Here is a 23,773-nt window from a genome sequence, read left to right on the forward strand (position 1 = left end):
TATCGTATGAAGTGGTCAGGTCCATTGCAGTTTGCGGCTATTACAATCATTCTGTCAACTCTATTTTATTCCTGTGCTGTTAAGAAATACATCCCAGAAGATGAATATCTATACACCGGCGCTGATCTAGAAGTAGAAGTAGATTCAAACGCGACAGTCAACGATGTGGATGCTTTGAAGATCGAACTTCAAAAGGTCATCACTCCCAAACCTAACAGCACATTCTTGGGCATGCGTCCCGGTCTTCACTACCATTATAGAGTTGAAAAAGATAGTGCTGGTTTTCTAGCTAAATTCTTCAATAAACGTATAGGAGAGGAGCCTGTCTATCTATCTGATGTAAATGCAGCAGGCACCCGAGACCTTTTACGCAACAGATTAGAGAATAGAGGTTTTTTCTTCAGTAATATAACCAGTGAGGAGTCCATCGATAGCACCGCGCAAGAGGCTCGTAAATCCTATAGTATCCAACTGCCAAAGCCTTATGAAATGGAAACCTATACCGTAGAGAAGGATAGCATTCCGTTTTATGCTGTATTGGAAGAGTTGACTAAAAGTTCGCCCTTTGAGAAAGGTTCAAGATTTGACCTTAGTGCCATGAAGAATGAGCGCGAGCGATTGGATCAAGAATTAAAGGATAGAGGTTATTATAATTTTAATGACGGTTTCCTCATTTTTCAAGCCGACACCAATCGGTATGAAAACCGAAAGTTTGATCTATACCTAAAACTTAAGCAAGATGTACCCTCAAAAGCTGTCAAACCCTACAAAATCAAAAGGGTAAATGTGTATCCATACAATGTGGTTGGGATGGACAGTACATCACAAGACACTACAAGATATGCCGAAAAAAACTTCATTCAAGATGAAGAGTTTTTTAAACCTAAGCGGCTGGATCCTTTTATCTTGATTGAAGAGGGCGATCTGTATAATCCTAATAAATCTAAGGCTACCAGTAGAAGGTTGGGAGGTATAGGTGCCTATAAATTTGTGAATATTGAATATACAGAAGTAGACGAGCAGAAAAACGACAGTCTGAATTACCTCGATGCCAATATTTATCTATCGCCATTAAACAAACGATCCATCAGGGCAGAATTACAAGGGGTAACTAAATCAAATGATTTTGCCGGGCCTAATCTGGGTGTGACACTTACAAATCGCAATCTTTTTGGCGGTGGGGAGATTTTAAATATTTCTGCCAAAACAGCTTATGAAGTGCAAATTTCCAGTCAAGATCAGGCAGGTCTGACCAGTCTGGAATTTTCGTTAGGTTCTGACTTGATATTCCCCAGGATGATCGCGCCCATTACCTTCGATAAAAATTATTTTGAATACTCGATTCCAAAAACAAAAACAGGCATCAAGGCAGATTATTTGAGTCGCAGCCAGCTTTATGGATTACTGACATTCTCTGGAGATTATGGCTACATCTGGCAAGCAAATAAATATGTGACCCACGAGATTGATCCCATCTCCATTAATTACATTAACGTTCTAAACCAGTCTGAGGAATTTGAGGCCATTAGAGATAGAAATCCCTTTCTAGATCAGTCGCTACAGCAAGAATTTATCTCAGGTTTAACCTATGCGTTTACCTACAACGGTATGGCGCGGCAAAACAAGCGCAGTTTGTTCTTTCTCTATTCTACGGTAGACATCGCAGGGAATTCCATCAGTCTTTTATCTCAAGAAGGAGATGAAGGCGCCAAGGAATTCTTAGGTCTGGAATACGCTCAATACGCAAAGGTTGATGCAGACTTTAGATACCACTATCGTTTGACAGAAGAGTCCAGAATTGCTACTCGTCTCTTCGCCGGTTATGGTTACGCCTATGGGAATAGTGATGTATTGCCTTTTAGCAAGCAATATTTTTCTGGTGGTGCCTACAGTGTGCGTGCTTTTAGAACGCGGTCATTGGGTCCTGGGACCTACGATCCTGGAAATGACAACGATCGTTCCTTTTTTGATCGATCAGGTAATATCAGGCTAGAGGCCAATGTTGAGTACCGTTTCCCGATATTCAATTATTTGAAAGGTGCCGTTTTTGCAGATGCTGGTAACGTATGGACCAGCACTGATCAAGGACTTAATGGCGGTCAGTTTTCAAGCAATTTTATGAACGAATTAGGTATCGGTACCGGTGTAGGTCTTAGGGTGGATATCCAGGGTTTTGTGATACGATTTGATCTTGCGGCTCCCATCCACGACCCGGAGAATCCTGAAGGCGAGCGCTGGGATTTTGATGTGGCAAATCCCGTTTTCAACTTTGCGATCGGGTATCCGTTCTGATTTGCAATAGAGGTGTTTTTAAATTTGTACGCTTTCGCGAAAGCGTAATATAATTCAATCACTTTCAAAATATAAAACCTAGAGCGAGAAGCAAAAGCTGTTGTAAGTACGAGATCGAGTGGACACGGGTCTAGACAGATTGCTGATAAGCTTCAGTAATCCATCCTTTTAACTCATTATCAATTTCTGAAAGGTCTGTAATCCTGACTCTATGAGTGCACATGGTTCCGAAGGGACCTGAGTTTTCCAGCCGATCCGTAACGGGCTTGTCCTTGAGTTTCAAACCCAAGTCAATTCTGCTCTTTGTGGCAGGCTTTATCAAAACGAACTGTCTTTTTCTAATGACGCTCACGCTTCCTTTTTTGGGAGTGATGGTGACATCAGCACCTAGCGACTTCACATAAGCGATCAACTTTTCATAAATAGGGAGTAGCTGTTCTTTACCTGCATATTGAGCTTGTACTAAGTCTTTTGCGCTAGAATTTTCCTCTTTTGATAAAGTGACGATGGTGTTAGCAAATCCATGGGTTACACCGTGTTCTGTCTTCAAATATTTAACAGCTTCAGAATGCTTGTCAAAGGATTTTTGTTTGAGTATGAGCTTCCATTCATCGAGTGACTTACCAGTTTTAGCCGGCATGTTGTCAACCATCGTTTGTAAGGCTTTTTCCATAGTCTAAAAGTTGGATAAATCGTATAATTTCAGCTTTTGAAGATACTCAATTCTTAATGAAAATGAATTTGGTAATACATTTATGCTATTTTACCAGTTCAAATATGCTGATTAGAGCGGCAGCTATACATGCGATTCAAAGCTTTAATTTACGAACACGATTTATGTAAATTTTTGAATTCGTTAAATCAAATATAAATGGTTTAAATCCCGCCTTCCATTGGTCGCCATAGGCTTGCCGAGCCAACTGCGCCGAAGTGGCTACGAAGGCAGCACGGTGCAACGCGAAAGCGAGAAAAAACACTCTTTAACTCCCAGCAAACCGCGTCCCGAAAACGCCTACGGCGAGCTCTGCCCAAATAAGGAACAGCACAAAAAACAAGATCAGACCAATAATGATGCGGTATTTTAAGGTCTTGATCTTTCTCAAGATGAATTCCAATACTAATCCCGTGCCGATCAATAGAGCGCCGCCCACGATAAAGTCAAATGCAGACCAATTCACCTCATTACTGAAGTTCATCGCTACAAGCGGTATTAAGAGTAGGGCAACGGCTACCGCGAGGATGGTTACCAGTCTTTTGTTGTGATTCATAATTTCCATATTGTTGATCTGTGTTAAGTGATTAAAATTTCCGATTAATGCTGGTCGAAAAAGGCTTACCACGTTTTTGATGAATAACTGGTTTGCTTTATGATACCCGTAAAGTGATTGATGCACATGAAACTGTTCCATTAGATCTCCCTCAATTTCCTCGCGCAGATCTGGATGACAAAACCAGTGAAAAAATTTTATGGCTAGGGGAGAAGGTGTACGTGATTTCTGTTTCATTGATTAGTATTGGAATGATAGCCTTGGCATCGCTTCCCAAAGTGCATTTCTCTGTTCTCTGGTTTGATCAATGATTTCTTGACCCTCAGCAGTGATTTCATAAAGACGTTTGCGTTTGCCCCCTCGCTCGTTTGTCGCTCGACCAAATTCTGATTTGAGCAATCCTTTTTTTTCCAGTCTCTTCAAAACGGTTTGAATGGCACCTAGACTCACTTCACGATCCAGTCGTTCCTTCATCTCATTGATAATGCCCACACTGTAGGCTTCACCATCGAGTATGGCAACGATCATCACTACAATTTCTTCTAACTCGCCCAGTGTTGTTTGACTCATTTATTCAAATATCTACCGCAAATGTAGTTTAAATAGATATAATAAAACTACATTGTAGGTAAAATAGTTGAAATTTTAGAAAATAGGATTTTTAAAATTACAATATAGATATACGGCATTTATGCTCAAAAAAATTAAAGTAACATAAATTATGCGAGAATTTATTGAAACAAGTCTTTGCGAATGTCAAGAGCGACGGGCCCGATCAGCCTATTGATGGAGAGAAAGCTGAAAATGTATAAAATCAAACATTGGAATTAAAACTTCATTTTTCGTTCGAGATGGTACTTATCTAAATACAATATTTATTAGTTCTTCCATAAAGGATGATGCTTTCAAAGATTTTGGTTTATAATTTCCAGGATGACCACATTTATTTCTCAAATCTAAACAATCCTCTAAAGAGTCTTTTTCTCCTTTGTCAATTTCTCCTAATTCTTGAGCAGTTAACAACAATGTAGAATCTTTAATATATGCAAAGTCGTCCATTTTCTTTATTTCTTTTGCTCTTGGATAGAATTTTTGAATAGCGTTATTTAAACTAGTCGATCCATGATTAAAACATTTTTGCCTTATGTTAAGAATTCCAGCATTCCAAGCGAATATAATTCCTGCTCTTAATGAACCAACAGACATACATGTTAAGGCTTCTTTCAAATAATCCCTTTCTGCTTTATTTGATATTCCAATGATAATTTGCTCAAAATAGTCTCTGTTGATTGGGTGTTCAATTTGCTGGTGTAGACTTATTTTGTCTAATGGACTAAATTTTCTATCCTTTGTATTTCGATTTTTAATATCATTGAAAAATACTAATGATTGAGAAGAGCTTATTTTCATATCTTTTAAAATAAATTGTAAAGGTCGCCCCAATTGTTCTGAATGCATTACATAAGAGTATTTCAAAGTTTTAAAAGAAATTTTTTTATGAATTTTATGCTTCAGAACTTGATTTTTTAATATTCGACCGATAGTCGTTACATTATATCTTTTATGGGTCGTAGTACTTTCAAAAAGAAATGTCGATGGACTGTTTTGCCGGATGTGCTTTTTAGCAAGAGTTTTAACATATCGAGCTAAAATCGCTTCTCTTACAACCCTTCCTTTTTTATTTCTTATTTTGATTATATCCCTTTGAAAATCAACATCACCAATTTTCAGGTCTCTAACTTCGGATATATCTAAACCTGCAGAATAAGCCGTAGCTAATAGCAGTTTTTGTTGAAGGTTATCAGTATTTTCAATTATTAGCAGTATTTCTTCGACCGTTAGAATATCGGGATTGCTCCTTTTTCTTTCAGGTTTTCTAATCTTTGTTAAATCAAAATTTTTTGAATGAAGCTTATTAAAGAAATAATTGTATGATTGAAAAGCTTGATTTACCGTTGCTGGTGCCGCATTTAATCTATCTTGAAGATGCTCTAAAAACTCATTTATATCTTTAAACTCTATTTCGTCTAACTTTTTTTTTGGAAAAAAGTCATCTAATTTTTTCAACCAATCAACGTAGATCTCAATAGTTTTATCAGCATAAGATTTTCTTTTTAAATCTTCCCTTAATTCATTTGAATGAGCTTGAATTTCCAATTTTTTAAGTTTTTTTGAATTACCTTTTATCAGTTAAGTCTCCATAAAAGTAATATTTTTCGAAAGGTAGATTTCGGATAACGGTATATTTTTAAAAGCTTTTATAAATTGACAGTCGCACTGAATCAATCAAAAAACTTAGTTTCATCCCACACCCCTCAAACCCAACCACCCACACCGCCCAGCGCCCAGCGCACCGCACAATCAAACTTTACCCTCACTTTAATATTTCCCAAACTCCATAAGAGTAATTTTAAATCAAACTAAAAAACCATGTGGAGAACTATCTTCCAAGTCGTAGGACTTATTGCTGCGGTATTATCATTGATTCCCCTTTTTGCAGCCGATTTCTGGTTCATCAGGGTTTTTGACTACCTCCACATGTACTTTACGGGATTCACGCTTATCGCGATCATCCTTTACTTTTTTACTTTTAAACCTAAATGGGTCAAAGATTATGTCTATGTCTCTATACTTTTGGGTTGTTTTATTTTCCAAATCTATAGGGCTGTAGATTACTTTCCATTCTACCCGCAAGAGGTGGACCCTGCAAAAAGTCAAACAGCCACCCAGCTTACCTTTTATAATGTAAACGTCCTTCAGAAAAACACCGAGAGTGTCAAACTTTTTGAAGAGCTACGTGACCTCCAACCGGACGTCATCGTTTTCATGGAGACGGACCAGATCTGGGCAGACAAGATCAGCCAAGAAATCAAAAGTGATTATCCTTACCGTGTCGAGCACCCACTGGACAATACATACGGTATCTTACTGTATTCTAAACTGGAATTAGTTGATCCCCAAGTTGAATTTCTGGTAGATCAAGAAATTCCCTCCATCACTACCCAATTGAGAACTGATAAAGGTGAATTGATCCAGCTTTATGCGATTCACCCCACGCCGCCCATGCCGCAACACAATCCCAAAAGCACGGATCGTGATAAGGAACTGATTAAAACAGCTATTAAGGCTTATAATTCTGAACTTCCTGTGATCGTCATGGGAGATTTCAACGATGTCCCCTGGTCAGACAGTACACAACTTATGAAGATTATTGGTAAACTTCTGGATGTGAGATTGGGAAGAGGAGCGTTTAACACGTTTAACGCAAAAAATATGTTGATGCGCTGGCCACTGGATCACATACTCTCCAGTCCTGAATTCAGGTATGTAGATGCAGATACGGGCGCAAATTTTGGTAGCGATCATTTTCCTGTATGGGTAACCTTGTCACTAGAACCAGAAAATAAATTAGATCAAGAAGCTCAAGAACCTACAAAAAACCAATGGAAACAAGCCAAGGATCAATTAAATGATCAAGAATTAGAAAGTTTTACAAAAATTCCAGCATCCCTGCAGAATTTGATGTCTCAATAATCAGATAAATTCAGTTCCACATTATAGGATTTCAAGGCATCTTTAAATTTGGGATCCGTAAAATTTGCCTGCTCTATGGCCCTGCGACTATCTATTTTAAGCTCTTTACGCTTAATCGCGCGGGAGAAACGCCTTATGTGCGTCGCATTGCTGATTTTAAGCCCGGGTACTTCAACCGTATCTCCCTGTTCATCCTTTGCCACCATGGTTACATAAGAGGAGTTACAGTGCTTGGACTCACCGGTCTGTATATTTTCAGCATCCACGCGTATTCCTACCACCATAGATGTTTTCCCTACATAATTGACTGACGCCTTCAAGGTTACCATTTCGCCCACCTCAATAGGCGCAAGAAAATCCACCACATCTACACTTGCGGTCACGCAGTAGTTATTGCTGTGTTTTGAAGCGCAGGCAAATGCGATTTGATCGATGAGCGATAGCACATGCCCACCATGGATCTTACCAGAAAAATTGGCATGGGAGGGTAGCATCAGTATGCTCAGTGTTACTTTGGATTCTTCTGGAGATTTAAACTTTTTCATGGGATCAAGGCTTAATTGTGGCAAGATAAGATAGAAGTTTTTCCCGCTTTCGCGAAAGCGGAACAAGCAATATACACTTTCACATAAAATTAATCCCAAACACGATAAATCGCTATCCCGAGAGGTTTCACAAACAAACCGTATTCAGTAAATTGCAGGGAAAGAACGTTTTCATGCAAAGAGACCTTCAGAACCTGAGAAAATCATACGATAAAGCCGCTTTACTGGAAGAAAATGTCCCGATGGATCCCATGGAGCTTTTTGATCAATGGTTCAAAATGGCTGATGAATGTGAAGAAATCGAGGAGGCTAATGCCATGAACCTAGCTTCTCTAGGAACTGATGGTTTCCCGAAAAACCGTATCGTTTTACTGAAAGAGATCGTAGATGGAAATCTTTTGTTTTATACTAACTATACCAGTGAAAAAGCGCAGGGAATCGATGCTCATCCTAGAGTAAGCCTGAATTTTTTCTGGCCGGCGCTTGAAAAACAAATCATCATCAAAGCAGATGTTAAGAAAACCTCACGGGAGAAATCATTGAGCTATTATCGCACCAGACCTAGAGGTTCTCAGATAGGAGCGTGGGTAAGCAATCAAAGTTCTCAGATTGATTCAAGGGAGCAACTCATGGACAAACTCGCTGAAATGGAAAAGCGATTTGAAGATGGAGAAATTCCCTTACCTGATTTCTGGGGAGGTTATGCCTGTAAACCGGTAAGTTTTGAATTCTGGCAGGGACGCGAGAACCGCCTGCACGATCGCATACTTTATTCCAGGAATGAACAGGGTTCATGGATCACCAAAAGATTACAACCATAATGAAAAAATTAATCATAAGTAGACACGGTAAATCCTCATGGGAGCTGAATGTGAGAGATCACGATCGCGTGCTCAACCAGCGAGGAATAGATGATGGACATCTTGTAGGGAAACATCTCAAGGAAATGAACATCAAGCCAGATTTAATCTGGTCCAGCACAGCTGCTCGAGCGCTTCAAACCGCAACGATTGTAACTGAATATATCGATTATAGTCTTTCAAAATTACGATTGAACAGGAATCTTTACACGTTTAGCAGTGATGAGTTAAAGCGTGTCATACAGAGCTGTACTGATGATGTAGATACGCTCATGATATTCTCTCACAATCATGGGATTACAGATTTTGTAAACAGATACGGCAACAAGGCTTTTGATAATGTTCCCACCACTGGAGTGGTACAACTTATTTTTGATACTAACCAGTGGAGTGACATCACTCGCGGGAGTACTCAGTTTTATGTATTTCCCAAACACATACGCTAGATGGAAAACAGGTACTACAACCGTGAGCTGAGTTGGCTCAAATTCAATGCGCGCGTCCTTCAAGAAGCAAGCGATAAAACCGTCCCTCTCATTGAGCGGTTGCGATTTCTCGGGATTTTTTCAAACAATCTTGATGAATTTTTCAAAGTACGTTACGCTACGATTCAACGCATTCAAAGAGCCGGGAAGAATGCCACTAAATCTTTAGGAGGTATTTCTGCCGAGGATTTACTAGTAGAAATTAACAAGGAAGTAATTGAAGTACAGGCGCTCAGTTTTAGAATTTTAGAGGAACTGGAAGGCGAACTCAAAAATGAAAATATTATTCTCGTAGATGAGACTGAAGTTTCTAAAGAACACGAGGTTTACATACGCACTTATTTTAATGAAAAGATCAGCCCGGCGCTGGGAACGATTATTATCAAAGATAGCCTGCCATTTCCACAACTTAGGGATGGTTATGGCTATCTGGCCGTCCGCATGAAACTCAAAGATGGCGGCTTACAGCACGCGTTTATCGAGAAACCCAAGCATTTAGAGCGTTTTGTAGTTTTGCCACAACTGGAAGGTGACGATCGCCAGTACATCATATTATTGGACGATTTGATCAGGCACCGCATGCATTACATCTTCAGCATTTTTGATTATCAGGAAATCGAAGCCCACATGATCAAAGTGACGCTGGACGCAGAACTGGACATGGACATTGATCTGAAAAACAGCTTGCTGGAAAAAATACGCCGCAGTGTCTATGATCGTAAGGATGGAGATCCCGTAAGATTTGTTTATGATAAGGAGATTAATGATGAGACACTTCAATTAATCCTAGACAAATTAAACGTTGAGGACACTGACTCAAAAATTCCTGGTGGCCGCTATCACAACCGTCGCGATTATTTGAAATTCCCTAGCTTGGGTCGTAAAGATCTACTTTATGAAGAACAACCACCTTTGCCTATTAATGGTGTACCAGCGCTGGGGTCATTACTCGATCGTATTGAGAAAGGTGACATCTTACAATACACGCCCTACCATACCTTTATTAATACGGTAAAATTCCTACGGGAAGCAGCGCTTGATCCTGACGTTCAAACCATAAAAATCACTATCTATCGCCTAGCTGAAATCTCCCAGATTGCTGGATCGCTTATTAATGCGGCCAAAAACGGCAAACAGGTCACGGTAAGTATCGAGCTGCAAGCACGTTTTGACGAGCAGGCCAATATTAATTATGCCGAGTTGATGCAGGAGGAGGGAATTGAGATGATCTTTGGTGTACCTGGCCTGAAAGTGCATTGTAAGGCTTGTTGTATTACTAGGGTAAGAAACGGTAAAACCACTCGCTACGGTTTTATTTCTACGGGCAATTTTAATGAATCTACCGCCCGCATCTATACCGACTACACGCTTTTTACCACTAATAAGAAGATCTTAAAAGAGGTGGAGAAAGTCTTTGACTTTTTCAAGGTCAATTATAAAATTTATAAATACAAGCATTTATTAGTTTCTCCTCACAGTCTCAGAGCCGGAATTGAGAAGTTGGTCAATCGTGAGATCGCTTTCGCGAAAGCGGGAAAAAAAGCACACATTAGAATAAAATTGAACAGCTTCTCAGATTTCAAGATGGTGGACCTGTTTTATAAAGCCTCCCAAGCCGGAGTCAAAATAGAGCTGATTGTGAGAGGAATATGTTGTTTGATCCCTGGAGTGAAGGGCATGAGTGAAAATATAAAGGTAATCAGTATCGTAGACCGCTATCTAGAACATCCCAGAGTCTATTATTTCCATAACGATGGCGATAGTGATGTGTTTATTTCTAGTGCTGATTTGATGGGTCGCAACCTGGATATGCGTGTAGAAATTGCTTGTCCTATCTATGATGACAAAATCAAACAAGAGATTATTGAAACCATGGATATATGCTGGAGAGATAATGTCAAAGCGCGTATAATTGATCAGGAACAGACTAATGCTTATGTGCAAAATGCTCAGGAACCTGTGCGGTCACAATACGCTACTTATGAATATTATCAGCAAAAAAACAGACTGAATGAAGTTTAGAAGTGCAAAATATGGTGCCATTGATATCGGGTCTAATGCCATAAGGCTACTTATTGCTACGGTAAACATTTTAGGAGATGAGCAACCGCTTTTCAAAAAAACAAGCCTGGTACGAGTTCCCATAAGACTGGGTCAAGATGTGTTTACCAAAGGAAAAATAGGCAAGCGCAACCTTAAGCGTATGATTGATTCCATGCAATCGTATAAATTGTTGATGAACGTTCACGGCGTGGAAAGTTACCGTGCATATGCCACAAGTGCTATGCGTGAAGCCGATAACGGCCATGAAATTGCTGCAGAAATTCTGGAGAAAACCGGGATCAACATTGAGATCATAGAAGGTACACATGAAGCTGCCATTATCGCCATGACAGACCTTCATGCATTTATCGATAAAAATAAAGTCTACCTGTATGTGGATGTGGGTGGTGGTAGTACAGAGTTTACCTTATTTGCTTACGGTAAAGAAGTAGCTTCCAAATCATTTAAAATTGGAACGGTGCGTCTTCTTAATGATATGGTGGGACGTGAATTGTGGGAGGAGGCCGAAGACTGGATCAAGGACATAACAACATTTTATGACGGAATCGACTTGATAGGAAGTGGTGGGAATATCAATAATATCTTTAAGGCGAGTGGGAAGCGTTATGGTAAACCACTTTCTTATTTTTATCTGTCTTCCTACTATCAGGAGTTACAAACCTACAGCTATGAAGAGCGTATCTATAAACTAGGACAGAATCAAGACCGCGCCGATGTGATTATACCCGCCTGCCGCATCTATCTTAATGCTATGAAGTGGAGCAAGGCAAAAAACATCTATGTTCCTAAAATTGGTTTGAGTGACGGTATTATTAAGTCTATTTATAATGCGGAGATGGGGGAGTAGGAGAGTGAAATCAGGAATTCAATCGAGAGTCAAAGTGAAAATTTTTATGTTCAAGAATTTCAATGTTCATATATTCAGGATGCCGACAATTCAGAATGTAGTTATTTGCAGAGTGAATTATACAACTCGGTACTTTCATGGCTAATTCTTCACCTTTAAGTATCCAATCCTGACCTATTTCTGATAAAATTGCCGGTGCTGGATAGTCTATCCAGTTTTTAGGAAGGTTAGATACTTCAAGTTCAAAAATAGAATCATCCGGGATTTTAATTGTAAGGATGTCAAGATTGGGAACGAGCATAGGTGGTGTATGAACTATTGTTTCTAATAAGGCTATTTCTTTACTTTCTCCAGTATAGAGTACAGGTGTTCCTTTTTTATTCCAGCGACCTCCATAAAGAGCAGCACCTGTGCCGTAAATGTCCTTTGAATATTTGCTGCTCGTGATTCTGTAAACGATCATTAGCTGTAAACTCCGTGTTCTATTCTACCCAGAACGTCCCTAACCTTTGAAACGCCTTCTGGTATTTCTATCAATTCCATAGGTTCCATTCCGCCTAGCGAAGTATTGGGTAGGTCGAGCCACTTAAAAAAAGCTTCTTTTGAGCCAAAAATTTCAATACCCAACAAAAAAAGTTCTGAGATTTCAAAAAGCTTGACCGAAAAATTACGTTCAAGTATTTTGTTTGACTTTGTCCACCTATAGATCGTAGGCTCAGAAACTGAAAGAATTTCAGCCATGGTATCTCTTTTGAGATCAAAGTAATCTCCAAAATTCTTGATAACGTTTGCGTTGACTCCCTTCGACGCCGCCTGAATAAAATCAAAATGACTTTGGAGTTGCGAATCGATATATTTTTTTCCAAGAACATTTCTAACCTTATCCAGATGTTGAGTTGTAGTTAATTCTGAAACAGTCATGTGATAATATAATTTATTACATGAACGAATATACGACAATCGTGCCGTCTTTTAAAGATTTATGAGAACGGGATTATAAAATAAAGATGGCGTGAGGATCAAAAATCCAACTCAAATGTCCGCCTCAATAAATCCACGTTTGGATTTTTCTCGACCAATTTTTCATATTTATCCTGATCTGTGTAGACGTATTTTTTGGTCACCGTTTTATCTACGTCAATTTTGAAGTGGATCGCATAGTTACGCAATTCGCGCTTTATGTAATCCAAGACTTTACCCTGATCGCGTTCCAGGTCTTTCTTCATGGAAGAGTTCGGGAATTTAAGGTATATCTCGTTTCCATTAACTTTAGGGGAGTCCACACGTAAAATTCCTGCGAGGATCATCTGACCCTGATTTTGCAGGTGCTGGATATATTTATCCCAAACTAAGCTAAACTGCTCTTGTGAAAATGGCTCCTCTGGAAGGTTGTCCTGAGGGATTTTATGTTTTTGTTTCTTAGCCTTGACCTCTTTTTTATAGCTGATTCCCTTTAGTGAAGAATTACTGATCTTATTCTTGAGTCGCTCGTTGAGTTGCCTGCGTTTTTCCTCTATTTCTTGAGTGCTGCTGTCTGATGGCTGGGAATATGATTCTGAGGCGTCAGCAACTGCTGATTTATGATCTGCATGTTGCTCGATTGATGAAGAAACGTCTACATTTTCTTGAGCTTCTATTGACGGTGGTTGCTCAGAGTTTGAAGGTGCAGCTTCTTCTTGAGGCGTAGAAGGTTGGGGTAGTTCCTTTTTTGCCTCAGTTTGTTGAACAGGAGCTTGATCAAATGCCGTGGCAGGAATTATTTGGGTTACCTCATTTTTTTTTTCTCCATCGGTTGTGATGGAGGCAAGTTGCATAAGCGTAAGTTCGATCAGCAGTCGTGGATTGCGACTCGATCGGTAGTCAAAGTCAGCTTTGTTTGAAATTTCTAAGGCGCGCCTCAGAAAGCTCAGATCTGTTTTCTGGGACTGCTCGAGGTATTTCTTCTTGGTCACATCTGCAACCTCAAGCAAGCCTATTGTTTTTGGATCTTGACACACCATTAAATCTCTAAAATGAGTGGCAAGACCGCTGATGAAATGGTGTCCGTCAAAGCCCTTGGACATGATCACATCATAGTCCACTAAACATTGCGGAATGTTATTCTCCAGAATCAAATCGGTAAACTTGAAGTAGGTATCGCGATCGAGAACATTCAAATTCTCCGTAACCGCCTGAACGGTCAATTCCTTTCCAGAAAAACTCACCACACGATCAAAAATGGAAAGCGAGTCACGCAAGGCGCCATCGGCTTTTTGAGCGATGATTTGTAACGCGTCTTCTTCGGCATTGATACCTTCTCTCTCGGCAATTCGCTTGAGGTGTTCCCTCATCGCACTTACCGTGATGCGCTTAAAGTCAAATATTTGACAACGAGAAAGTATGGTAGGAATAATTTTGTGTTTCTCCGTCGTTGCTAGGATGAAAATCGCATGCGCTGGAGGCTCTTCCAGTGTTTTAAGAAAAGCGTTAAAGGCAGCATTAGACAACATGTGCACCTCGTCAATAATGTACACCTTATATTTTCCAACCTGTGGCGGGATACGTACCTGATCCACAATCGCCCTGATCTGATCCACACCGTTGTTAGATGCCGCATCCAGCTCAAAAATGTTGAATGCAAAATCCTCATCGGGATCAAAGTCGCCACTCTCGTGGTTGATTTTTTTGGCCAAAATACGCGCACAAGTCGTTTTACCTACACCGCGAGGTCCTGTGAATAGAAGTGCCTGTGCCAAGTGATTACTCTCGATGGCATTCTCCAGCGTTTTGGTAATGGCACTCTGACCCACTACATCTTCAAAGGTCTCGGGACGGTATTTACGAGCAGAAACAATAAATGGCTCCATGGCGTCAAAGATACTTTGGCGATGGTCGTAATGTCAAAATTATGATCGGTTTTTATGAACAGAAAATTGTGGATGTGGTATGAGGGATTAGGTATGAGGGATTAGTGGATTTGGGGATTAGGGATGTGGGATTAGAGATGCGGTAATCAGTGGATGTTGAGTCTAGGCAGTTTGCAGTTGCGATAATAATTGTGTTTGAGAATAAATTTTGAAATGGTGATAAGGAATTATTTGTTGGTGGTAGGCTGCTATGAATAAAGAACTAACTTTGCAGCGGCAGGCCGCCTTATCGCTGTCCGTTTTAGGCGGAGAGAGGAAAGTCCGGACACCGTAGGATACCATAGCGGCTAGCGGCCGTCGTTTTGTTTTTAAGGAAGCTGGAAATTATTCCGCTTTCGCGAAAGCGAGATAGGACAAGTGCAACAGAAAGCAAGTACAGGTTATGCTGTAGTGAAACCAGGTAAACTCTATGGGGTGAAACGCCGCGTAAATCAGAGCTCGATCGCGATCCGTGCGATCTGAAGGGTAGGCGGTTTGAGGTCGTGAGTAATTGCGATCCTAGATAAATGATAAGGAATCCGTTGTAGGGTTACAGAATCCGGCTTACAGGTCTGCCATTTTTATAGCTCGATCAGTAAGGCTACATCCAGAATTACAATCGCCGTCCATAAAATCACACGCAACCAATTTCTATGGGTAAGCTTTCTGCATACTGTCACATTGTGAGGCTCATCATCCAGCTTTTTGTGTAAAGGTATGAAGATCAAAAAAGTAGAAATCCAGGTGAGCGCAACAAGAATCGCATAGCTGATATTCCATAACTGAAGCCCAGGTTTATAAATTATGAAATACCCAGCTAGAAAAACTTGAACAAACATCATGGGCGCCACGATAAAAGTCATGTTGCGCGCATACTTGCGGTGCCATTTGTGAAACGTGCTCGCAGCCAGAAACTCAAATCCCGGATAAATAAGCAACTGCACCATCCAGATCAGCACCATCAGACCAAAATCCACAGCAATGCGCAGCAATTCGACATATACATTCATAGTAGCTTGGTTTTGTTTTTAGAAATCGCATAAGCCCAGTAAAGGAGTAGGGGATGAATTACGAGCAAGCGCAACCACGCTACCCACGAAGGAATACAAAAGTCACCCGCACAACTGCCCAATTGAATAAAGTACACATGGGGAATTACAAAAACCAGCAGCATCGCAATGGTGCCGTAACCTGCTAAAGTTCTAGTAGTTTTGAATACAGCTGCGATGGCGATGGCAATTTCTGCAATACCTGCGGCTTGATTCAGCAAGCTGGAGTCGCCTAGATATTTTGGAATGACTTGAATGTAAAAACCGGGTTGGATAAAATGCATCAAACCAGCCACGAGATAAAATACCACAAAGGCGATTAGTGAAAACTTTGACCTCATGACAATCGCCATTTATATTCGACGTGAACTTTTCTCAAGATCAAGAAAAACGGAATCCACCAGATGAAATCGTTAGTGATAAGCGTATAGATAAATTCAAAGGGAACAATGTCCTGGAGGTAATTAAAAACAAATCCCACGGGACCAAAAATTTTACCCAAAAATCCCACAGCGACAATAGGCCAGTGGCGCATGGGATCGTAACTCGCCCACCAGTAACCTAGACCATACACACCTATAACCATTCCCATTCCTTGCCAGACCATAGGATGATTGAGCGGTTCCATACCTACCAGTTCAAAGAAATTATTTGGGAAGAGAATCACCCACGCGCCCCATAGAACATTGTAAATCGCCGCTAGTTTAAGTGTGAGCTTCATTTTTATCGTGTGGTCGGCTTGTCATCAAGTTACTTTCCTATTCATAAGGGAGAAGCTATTTTTTCCCCAGCAACCGTTCTACATTTTCTGTAATATCTTGATTAGAATGCTCGTGCAACCGGACGTATGCTTTACCATCAGGTTGTAGTATGAGAAAACCTCCGTAGGGGACATTTTCTGGAAATAATTGCTTTTCAAGCATTCTGTCTTTGTCTGCAGACCATGTAATATCCTTAATTTGAAAAGGCTCAAGATTTTTGAGGTCTGGAGAGTGAACCCACAGTCTGATAACATCACCTCGCTCTTCAATAATCTCGTTATATCGCTGGTTGAGAACATCCCATTTTGAATCTCCATCTATCTTACTGTTTGTGGCAGAAAGGTAACTGACTAAGAGATTTTTATCACGATCTAGTTCCTTACCGGTAATGCTTTCTAGATAGTTATAAATTTTAGATGTCTTAGAACTGTTAAGTTGTTCTTCTGATTGATAATTGATAAGGCGGTGTTCACTAGAATTTGAGCGTTCATAGTCTAATATGAAGTTTTTCAAGCGGTCATACTGAGATTCAAATTGCTCTTGCGTTATTTCATTTCCATCTACGTTGTAAAATTTATGTTTGTTTTGCGCATGAATTGTTTGTAGACCCAGCGCCAGAAATAATACCGTGGTGAAGATTTTCATAATCGTATTCATTTTATTAACCAGTTAATCAATTTTTCTATTTATCACAATCCAGTCTAGCGAAGCATCGATGCAGCCCTAAAATTTGAGTGTTCCCTCAGCTATTGACCTTTTTTAAATGTAACAATGCCATTGTTTCTATTTTGTTAAACACAGTGAGGTTAAACAAATATTTATGAATTGGTAGGACAGTATCAATTAGAAGAAAACTTTAAATTTTCACGCTTTCGCGAAAGCATAAAAAGCAAAAAGCTAGGCGATACTTGCAGCAACCACATCTTCTACCTTGAACTGAAGGTGTCTGGGAAGTAAGTTGTCCTTGGGTAGTACCGAAAGCTGTCGGTCCTCATTGGAATCAAAAACATGTTTCCAAGTCACCTGGTCGTAGCCTAAACCGGTCGCAAGCTCCTCATACAAATCGCTGTGGTGGATAAGGTCTGATGAACCCAGATGAAATACACCTCTCCGGCGGCGATTGATGATATAATGCAACTGCTGGACCAGTTTATCTATGTAGGTAGCGTTGATTACTACGTTTGGAAACACTTCGATAGGTTCATTATCGGTCAAGAGTTTTTTGAGCTCCTTGACTTTAGGACTTTGAGCACCGAAGATCATCGGGATTCTCGCGATCACATATTTAGAGTTGGGCAATCGCAGCAAGGCATTTTCAATCTTAATTTTGAACCTGCCGTAAATGCTTTCTGAAAAGGTCTTGTCGTACTCGTAACTGGGATAGTTGGTAAAACGATCAAAAACATTGGCACTTGATAAGAAAAGGATGCGGCTGTCGTTTCTCATCACCCAGTTAATCAATTGCTGGTGCAGGTACAACTGGCCATTTACATTCCCTCTGATCGCGCTAACGATAAAGCGAGGCTTGAGTTGATCGAGTAGGGGAGCGATCTCCTCCGTCTCAAAATCAAACTGATGAAAATGCTGATTCTTCTCAAAAGAAGCGTTGTCCTTTGCATAAGTGGCATGCACGCTATAAAAAGGAGCAAGCTCCCTGTAGAGAGCTTGACCTATAAATCCACTACCGCCTATGATGAGAATCCTATTCAATAAGTTTTATTTTTTATAAAATGGAAATTTCACCACCGTTGCTGGCATTAGTTTCTTACGAATCTGAATGTAAATTTTGTTGTCGGGCACGGCGGCGTAAGGTGGCACATAACCCATACCTATTCCTTTGTTGAGTGAAGGAGACATGGTTCCACTGGTCACGATTCCCAGTGCATTTCCATCAGCGTCTTTGATTTCATAACTGCCTCGAGGGATTGCTTTATCGTCCATGACAAAACCAATCAGTTTTCTATGAACTCCATTTAGCTTATGATCCTTGAGCTGCTCGTGGTTGACGAACTCTTTAGTGAATTTAGTTACCCAGCCTAAACCAGCTTCATAAGGCGAGGTAGTCTCGTTGATGTCGTTACCGTACAGACAATAGCCCATTTCCAGTCTCAAGGTATCGCGTGCCGCAAGACCTATGGGTTTGATCCCGTAGGAATCACCCGCTTCCATAACCTTATTCCAAACCTGCTTGACCTCAGAGTTCTTACAATAAATCTCAAAACCACCAGAACCGGTGTAACCCGTCGCGCTGATGATCACATGCTCGATTCCAGCAAAATCACCAACCTCAAAATGATAGAACTTGATCGCCCTCAAATCAACTGATGTAAGCGATTGCATCGCCTCAACTGCTTTGGGACCTTGTATTGCCAGCAGACTATAATCGTCTGACAGGTTTTTCATCTCAGCGTTCATGGTATTGTGCTTAGAGATGTGCTCCCAGTCCTTATCGATATTTGACGCGTTCACAACGAGAAGGTATATATCTTCATGAACACGATAAACGATCATGTCGTCCACGATGCCGCCAGTTTCATTGGGTAGATAGGCATATTGTGCGCGACCCACAGTTAGCTTTGAAGCGTCGTTTGAAGAAACCTTTTGCACCAATTCCAGCGCGTGCTCACCCTTGATCAGAAATTCGCCCATATGCGAAACATCAAAAACCCCCAAGTCATTCCTGACTGTGTGGTGTTCTATGTTCACGCCCTCATATTGAACAGGCATATTAAAACCAGCGAAAGGAACCATTTTGGCACCCAGCGACTCATGAATTTTGGTAAGCGCGGTATTCTTCATCCTCATTATTTAGTGCGCGCAAAGGTATTGTTTAAAAAAGGTCTGTCCAACCGTGTTCACGTGGCATTAACGGGTGAGGATTTTAGGTTTTTTTGCGCTGGGAGTTTGTGGGTGAAAAAGATGTTTTCGCTTTCGCGAAAGAAAGGTATTTACGAGCACTTTTGAACTCAAATTAACTTGCAAGGATTAGATAAATTAAACTAAGGCTGGCGTGGAGTTACTTAACCTCTCACGCCTGTAAACACATCAATCCAGTTGACCGTGGCAAAACACACAAAAAACGCACCCTCTGGATTTTTAAACTTGTATTTGCGGCTCATGATTTAAAGATAGCATATTGAGGTAATACCTTCATTCGTTGGGATGGTGGACACGGAGTGCAACTCCGCGCCAGCGAGGAGTTTTACTTAGAACCCAATGCGTAGTATTTTCCGTTAAAAACGCTTCTGCTTCATTAAAAAACAATATGTTGCTCATATCCGGAAAAGTTATTTTTAATAAAAAAATCAATATGGTAAGTACTAAAAAGTCTATGAAGGTGGCGTATAGCCGAGTGGTAAATTTTGCTGTTGAAAATATATCTTGCGTTCTAAGCATTGTTTGTTTCATATTTGAGTCAGTATTCTATACGCTGGCGCGGAGTTGCACTCCGTGTCCCACACACCAAATTAAGCATTACTCCATAAATCCCACAAGATCAATCTCAATCTCAGCTGGCAAATCAGCATAGTTGCGTGCGCTACTGTATTTCCATACAATGGGTCTCGTAACAAATCCTGATTCTACTGGATTGTTATGAATATAATCCAGTTTCTGTTTGATGACTTTAGGGCTCCATAACTCAATAGGCTTGTTGTGATGCTGCCAGAATTGGTGTTTCGCTTTATTGCCATTCTTTATTGCAGCTCTCTTCATCATCCATAGCATCCAGTCGCGTCTACTTTCTTGAACGTTGTTTTGGATGGCTTTGTTGACACTTCGAGCTGTATATCTTTTGAAGTTTTTTAATAATGACTGCGGGTCTGAGTTTTGATCTCTAAAAATCATATGAACATGACTGGGCATAACGCAGAAGGCAAAACAATCCATGTTTTTCTCTGCGCGGCAATAGGAAATAGAGTCGGTAATGATGCTCTTGTAATTCTCTCACGTAAACACATCGATCCAATTGACCGTCGCAAAAGAAACAAAATACGCACGCTCTAAATTTTTTAACTTGTATTTGCGGCTAATGAATTAAAGATAGCTCTTTAAAACCTTTTTAATCAGGGCTGGTGGACACGGAGTGCAACTCCGCGCCGGCGAGGGCAGCCTCTATTGAAGAATATTTTAAAATGGTAAATCGTCGGGACTAATTTCATCTTCGGTACTATTTCTTTTTTCAATTCTTAAGTTTGTAACAAACTTCTTCCAAAAATAATTTCCTTTGTTCGTGAAGCGATAATAAAAGTCGTTTTCATCCTCAACTTCTTCTATTATATCCTGCATAATAAATTTTTCTTTAATTATATCATTGATTCCGTGTGGGAAATTTTGATGATTTCTTATGGCAACACCTACTTCTTTAAAATAGTCGAAAAGAACATTTATTTTAAATTCATTAAATTTCTTCTCTAAACTTGAAACTTCTAATTCTGAACTATTTTGATCAATCGAGTTTTTTATCGTAGTAAGTTCATTTTGATACCGTTCAATTTCAATTTGTTGAATTTGAATAGTTTCATCTCTTTCATCCAATTGATTGCGTAATTGCTCGATTTGGTTGTTAAAATCAGCTTTATCTCTGTAACTAGCTTTGAGATCTTCCAATTTACTCTCTGCTATTGCAATTTGCTGTTTCCCTTCATAATCAAAAATTGTTTGCTTAACTAAATTATTCTTTCTCCCAATAGTAGAATTACGGATTAGCTCATCCACAGCCCACATAAAATATGGAAGTATAATTACATATATTAGAGCAATTAGAAATGGTACTAAAAAATAACTATGAAAAGAAGAATAACATGCTATTATGTAATCAATTCGATTTTCAATAGTTTGATCGGAAAATAACATGATTAATATTGGACGCCAATTAATAGCAATCCAAGAAATTATAAATGTTCCAATTAGGGGATTTTTAACGCGCTCTCGGGAAACATCGAAAAATGATTTGATAATATCTTTCATTGGCAGTTTTGAAGTGTTTTATAATTTATTTTTTCACCATAAAAATAACATTTTCAGAAAACTATATCCCGAACAATCAAATATTTGAGTATCGATTATTATTTTGATCTCTATCAAAGGATCACAGCCATTAAATGATATAATTTTCGCGAAAGCAAAAAAAAAGCTTCCCTACTCATACCTCAAAGCCTCGATAGGGTCCAGCCTAGAAGCTTTGATGGCTGGTAGTACGCCAGAGAAAATCGCGATCAAAATAGAAATGATCGTTGCCCAAATGATCGCGCCCCAAGGGATCACAAACGGGATCTCAAAACCTGCCGAGACCGCAAAACCAATCAGCATTCCCAGCAGAATCCCCACAATACTTCCATACTGACTGATCAATAAAGTCTCAATAAAAAACTGCCAAGAAACGGTGCTGCGCTTGGCGCCCAATGCTTTTCTAACGCCTATCTCACGCGTGCGCTCGGTAACTGATACCAGCATGATATTCATAAGTGCGATGGAGGATCCAAAAATCGTGATTCCTGAAATGATCACGGCGGCGACATTGAGTGCCGCACTCACTTCATTGACTGATGCGAGCAAATCGTCGCTTTGCACCACGCCAAAATTATTGGATTCCACCGGGCTCAATCCTCTGATGTTGCGCATAAGAACAATCGCCGCATCTTTTGCAGATTCCATAAAATTTGGATCGGCGACTTTTACGCTGACTTCGTAATTGATGTTGGGAGCGGTGTAGATGCTGCGCGCTACATCAATCGGGATCATGACTCGCAAATCGATGTTGTTCCCAAAGGTGGATCCTTTTTCCTTCAGCAAACCGATCACGGTAAATTTATTACCACGTATGCTCAAAGTTTGCCCCAGCGGATTCAACCCTTGGAACAGCGCATCTTCCATATCACTACCGATCAGGCAAACCCGCGTGTTGTTCTTGATGTCAAAAGGGGAGAAGGTGCGGCCCTCTGCCAGCTCGATACCGGCGTTTTCTGTGTAGTTCTCGTTCACTCCAGCAACGATAACTTTGGGTTTGGTCTTACTGTCTTCGCTTTTTACCTCGGCGGTGCTGGTGGCTTGAAAAGAAACGCCTACCTGACCAAAAGCAGGATCGTATTTCTCTTGAAATTCTTTTACCTGGCGGTAATTAATAATGGGATTTACCTTTGTGCGCTCGCGACCCCCTTGCCGGCGGAAGCTTAACTCGTACTGCTGGATATTAAAAGTATTGGTTCCTATGCCAGAAAAACCGCTGTCCAGCGTGCTGCTCAAGGCGTTAACAGCGCTCAAAATTCCTACTAGTGCGGTAATTCCTATGGCGATGATCACCACGGTTAAAATGGTGCGTAACAATTGGCCCTTGATACTCTGCTGGGCGATACTGATATTCTGACCTAATAATCCAAACATGCCTGTAAGACCTGAAACTATTTAAAACGTTACAACAAAGTTAGGGAAGTTCCCTCAGGTTAAATTTTATAGGGAATAGGCATTTTAAATAGTTCTTGGCCATAAGCAATAACCCTGCAATTACCCGTAACACGTGATCTGGTGGATTTTTCTAGGCTGATATAGGCCGTACGTTTATCTGTCCGCCGACAGCTTTAAGCACTTTCATTATCGTTTCAAACTGTGGTTTTGCACCGTCAGATAACGCTTTGTAAAGGCTAGGTCGACTCATTCCCGTTTTCTCGGCAATTTTAGTCATTCCAATTGCCTTTGCAACATGACCGATTGCCACAACAAGATCAGAACTGTCTCCATCTTCAAGAACGGTATTGAGATATTCAGCAATCATTTCTTCACTATCTAAATAGTCCGCAATGTCAAATTTTGTAGTTGCCATTTTACTTGTCTTTTATTTTGTTCCAGATTTCTTTTGCTTTTGTGATGTCTTTTTGTTGAGTCGATTTTTCCCCACCAACCAAAAGAATTACAATTTGTTTCCCTTTTTCTTTGAAATACACTCTGTAACCTTTTGCATAGTTTATTCGCATCTCACTTATTCCGTCACCGACAGGTTTACAATCTCCAAAATGGCCATCCGTTTCGAGTTTCTGAAGTCTGAAAGATTTTAGCTTTCGCTCGCACGTCTTTGAGCTTTCTAAACCACTTGTCAAATTCAGCTGTCTTTACGGTTCTGATCATTTCAAATTGTATCCATTAAGATACAAATCTAAAATATTATTTGAAATATCAGAGAAAATTCGTG

At 40.2% G+C, this 23,773-nt stretch carries 25 protein-coding genes and 1 other RNA gene; 7 read left to right on the plus strand and 19 right to left on the minus strand.

What is annotated here, in order from left to right; all coding sequences use genetic code 11:
- The first annotated feature begins 6 nt into the window (after positions 1-6).
- A complete protein-coding gene (tamL, locus tag BST97_RS03040) occupies positions 7-2,292 on the plus strand; it encodes a translocation and assembly module lipoprotein TamL (protein ID WP_085765858.1) in 2,286 nt (761 codons plus the stop codon).
- 130 nt (positions 2,293-2,422) lie between these two features.
- Here the strand turns inward: tamL and BST97_RS03045 are convergent, their stop codons facing one another.
- The 4 genes from BST97_RS03045 to BST97_RS03060 form a co-directional block, all read right to left on the minus strand.
- A complete protein-coding gene (locus tag BST97_RS03045; RefSeq protein WP_085765859.1) occupies positions 2,423-2,965 on the minus strand; it encodes a DUF4287 domain-containing protein in 543 nt (180 codons plus the stop codon).
- Between the two features lie 307 nt (positions 2,966-3,272).
- Positions 3,273-3,797, minus strand: a complete 525-nt coding sequence (locus tag BST97_RS16285) for a permease prefix domain 2-containing transporter (protein ID WP_317043454.1) — start codon at positions 3,795-3,797, stop codon at positions 3,273-3,275.
- A 3-nt stretch (positions 3,798-3,800) separates the two neighbouring features.
- Entirely contained in the window at positions 3,801-4,130 is a 330-nt protein-coding gene (locus BST97_RS03055; RefSeq protein ID WP_085765860.1) for a PadR family transcriptional regulator, read from the minus strand.
- 288 nt (positions 4,131-4,418) lie between these two features.
- Positions 4,419-5,717, minus strand: coding sequence for a tyrosine-type recombinase/integrase (locus tag BST97_RS03060; RefSeq protein WP_085765861.1), 1,299 nt, complete (start codon positions 5,715-5,717; stop codon positions 4,419-4,421).
- Between the two features lie 273 nt (positions 5,718-5,990).
- Between BST97_RS03060 and BST97_RS03065 the strand changes: the two genes are divergently transcribed.
- Complete coding sequence (locus BST97_RS03065) at positions 5,991-7,094, plus strand: endonuclease/exonuclease/phosphatase family protein (protein WP_085765862.1); 1,104 nt, start codon at positions 5,991-5,993, stop codon at positions 7,092-7,094.
- Here BST97_RS03065 and BST97_RS03070 read toward each other — a convergent pair.
- Positions 7,088-7,639, minus strand: coding sequence for an acyl-CoA thioesterase (locus tag BST97_RS03070; protein WP_085765863.1), 552 nt, complete (start codon positions 7,637-7,639; stop codon positions 7,088-7,090). The genes BST97_RS03065 and BST97_RS03070 overlap by 7 nt on opposite strands.
- A gap of 173 nt (positions 7,640-7,812) precedes the next feature.
- On the opposite strand from BST97_RS03070, the gene pdxH reads away from it, so the two are divergent.
- From pdxH to BST97_RS03090, 4 genes are read left to right on the plus strand one after another with little or no spacing between them, the layout of a single operon-like run.
- A complete protein-coding gene (gene pdxH, locus BST97_RS03075) occupies positions 7,813-8,460 on the plus strand; it encodes a pyridoxamine 5'-phosphate oxidase (protein ID WP_085765864.1) in 648 nt (215 codons plus the stop codon).
- A complete protein-coding gene (locus BST97_RS03080; protein ID WP_085768139.1) occupies positions 8,460-8,945 on the plus strand; it encodes a SixA phosphatase family protein in 486 nt (161 codons plus the stop codon). The genes pdxH and BST97_RS03080 overlap by 1 nt, the downstream gene beginning before the upstream one ends.
- Positions 8,946-11,006 carry a polyphosphate kinase 1 gene (gene ppk1 / locus BST97_RS03085; RefSeq protein WP_085765865.1) on the plus strand — a complete coding sequence of 687 codons (2,061 nt, stop codon included), beginning with the start codon at positions 8,946-8,948 and terminating at the stop codon, positions 11,004-11,006.
- Complete coding sequence (locus tag BST97_RS03090) at positions 10,996-11,895, plus strand: Ppx/GppA phosphatase family protein (protein WP_085765866.1); 900 nt, start codon at positions 10,996-10,998, stop codon at positions 11,893-11,895. The genes ppk1 and BST97_RS03090 overlap by 11 nt, the downstream gene beginning before the upstream one ends.
- Positions 11,896-11,905: 10 nt before the next feature.
- Here the strand turns inward: BST97_RS03090 and BST97_RS03095 are convergent, their stop codons facing one another.
- The 3 genes from BST97_RS03095 to BST97_RS03105 all read right to left on the minus strand — a co-directional run bounded on the left by BST97_RS03095 (position 11,906) and on the right by BST97_RS03105 (position 14,741).
- Entirely contained in the window at positions 11,906-12,358 is a 453-nt protein-coding gene (locus BST97_RS03095; protein ID WP_085765867.1) for an RES family NAD+ phosphorylase, read from the minus strand.
- Positions 12,358-12,816 carry a type II RES/Xre toxin-antitoxin system antitoxin gene (gene parS / locus BST97_RS03100; RefSeq protein WP_085765868.1) on the minus strand — a complete coding sequence of 153 codons (459 nt, stop codon included), beginning with the start codon at positions 12,814-12,816 and terminating at the stop codon, positions 12,358-12,360. The genes BST97_RS03095 and parS overlap by 1 nt, the downstream gene beginning before the upstream one ends.
- 98 nt (positions 12,817-12,914) lie before the next feature.
- Positions 12,915-14,741 carry a DNA polymerase III subunit gamma/tau gene (locus BST97_RS03105; protein WP_085765869.1) on the minus strand — a complete coding sequence of 609 codons (1,827 nt, stop codon included), beginning with the start codon at positions 14,739-14,741 and terminating at the stop codon, positions 12,915-12,917.
- Between the two features lie 273 nt (positions 14,742-15,014).
- Between BST97_RS03105 and rnpB the strand changes: the two genes are divergently transcribed.
- Positions 15,015-15,363: RNase P RNA component class A (gene rnpB, locus BST97_RS03110), an RNA gene on the plus strand.
- Here the strand turns inward: rnpB and BST97_RS03115 are convergent.
- From BST97_RS03115 to BST97_RS03175, 11 genes are all read right to left on the minus strand, one after another.
- A complete protein-coding gene (locus BST97_RS03115; RefSeq protein WP_085765870.1) occupies positions 15,362-15,790 on the minus strand; it encodes a hypothetical protein in 429 nt (142 codons plus the stop codon). The genes rnpB and BST97_RS03115 overlap by 2 nt on opposite strands.
- Positions 15,787-16,170, minus strand: coding sequence for a DoxX family protein (locus BST97_RS03120; protein ID WP_245833643.1), 384 nt, complete (start codon positions 16,168-16,170; stop codon positions 15,787-15,789). The genes BST97_RS03115 and BST97_RS03120 overlap by 4 nt, the downstream gene beginning before the upstream one ends.
- Complete coding sequence (locus BST97_RS03125; RefSeq protein ID WP_085765872.1) at positions 16,167-16,550, minus strand: alkyl hydroperoxide reductase; 384 nt, start codon at positions 16,548-16,550, stop codon at positions 16,167-16,169. Before BST97_RS03125 ends, BST97_RS03120 begins: the two co-directional genes overlap by 4 nt.
- A gap of 55 nt (positions 16,551-16,605) precedes the next feature.
- Positions 16,606-17,235 (minus strand): hypothetical protein, encoded by a 630-nt coding sequence (locus tag BST97_RS03130; protein WP_157111410.1) that lies wholly within the window; start codon positions 17,233-17,235, stop codon positions 16,606-16,608.
- Between the two features lie 252 nt (positions 17,236-17,487).
- Positions 17,488-18,300: a sugar nucleotide-binding protein gene (locus BST97_RS03135; protein WP_085765874.1), complete on the minus strand. Its 813-nt coding sequence runs from the start codon at positions 18,298-18,300 to the stop codon at positions 17,488-17,490.
- Between the two features lie 6 nt (positions 18,301-18,306).
- A complete protein-coding gene (gene gcvT / locus BST97_RS03140; RefSeq protein WP_085765875.1) occupies positions 18,307-19,389 on the minus strand; it encodes a glycine cleavage system aminomethyltransferase GcvT in 1,083 nt (360 codons plus the stop codon).
- Positions 19,390-20,064: 675 nt separating this feature from the next.
- The gene (locus BST97_RS03150; protein ID WP_317043467.1) at positions 20,065-20,520 is read right to left on the minus strand and encodes a transposase; all 456 of its coding nucleotides are present in this window, start codon (positions 20,518-20,520) and stop codon (positions 20,065-20,067) included.
- 198 nt (positions 20,521-20,718) lie between these two features.
- On the minus strand, positions 20,719-21,558 hold the full coding sequence (locus tag BST97_RS03155; protein ID WP_157111412.1) for a hypothetical protein: 840 nt from the start codon (positions 21,556-21,558) through the stop codon (positions 20,719-20,721).
- A gap of 171 nt (positions 21,559-21,729) precedes the next feature.
- Positions 21,730-22,971, minus strand: coding sequence for an ABC transporter permease (locus tag BST97_RS03165; protein WP_085765879.1), 1,242 nt, complete (start codon positions 22,969-22,971; stop codon positions 21,730-21,732).
- A gap of 151 nt (positions 22,972-23,122) precedes the next feature.
- Entirely contained in the window at positions 23,123-23,407 is a 285-nt protein-coding gene (locus tag BST97_RS03170) for an addiction module antidote protein (protein WP_085765880.1), read from the minus strand.
- A 1-nt stretch (position 23,408) separates the two neighbouring features.
- Positions 23,409-23,681, minus strand: a complete 273-nt coding sequence (locus BST97_RS03175; protein WP_245833644.1) for a type II toxin-antitoxin system RelE/ParE family toxin — start codon at positions 23,679-23,681, stop codon at positions 23,409-23,411.
- Between the last annotated feature and the right edge of the window lie 92 nt (positions 23,682-23,773).

This window comes from Nonlabens spongiae (assembly GCF_002117125.1).
Lineage (GTDB): Bacteria > Bacteroidota > Bacteroidia > Flavobacteriales > Flavobacteriaceae > Nonlabens > Nonlabens spongiae.